The organism is Klebsiella sp. EMBS2024, from assembly GCF_036233805.1.
Classification (GTDB): domain Bacteria; phylum Pseudomonadota; class Gammaproteobacteria; order Enterobacterales; family Enterobacteriaceae; genus Klebsiella; species Klebsiella pneumoniae.
This window is the reverse complement of record NZ_JAZARW010000001.1, coordinates 33,128-33,441: the sequence shown is the minus strand read 5'-3', so window position 1 is coordinate 33,441 and position 314 is coordinate 33,128. Positions and strand designations below refer to the sequence as shown.

Below are 314 nucleotides of genomic sequence, written 5' to 3'. Positions count from 1 at the left end.
ATGAGCGCCACCTATGGCCACCCGGCCACCGAGGCGCTGGTGGCCACCCTCNCCGGCACGCCGTACGACACCGGCCTCAACATCCACAGGCTGGAGAGCATCGCGGCCTACTTCCGCGAGGTGCGTAAGAAGTACCACGCCTTCGAAGGCCAGCTGAAGGGCACCGACAGCCGTATCCTCGTCGCCCAGGTGCCGGGCGGGATGCTCACCAACCTCGAAGGCCAGCTGAAGCAGCANAGCGCCGCCCACCGTCTGGATGAAGTGCTGGCGGAAATCCCCCGCGTGCGCGAGGACCTCGGCTTCATCCCGCTGNT

At 67.2% G+C, this 314-nt stretch carries 1 pseudogene; it reads left to right on the top strand.

Annotation, left to right across the window (positions count from 1 at the left end):
- Positions 1-314: pseudogene (locus VZP09_RS00165) on the top strand (hypothetical protein); the annotation flags it as partial.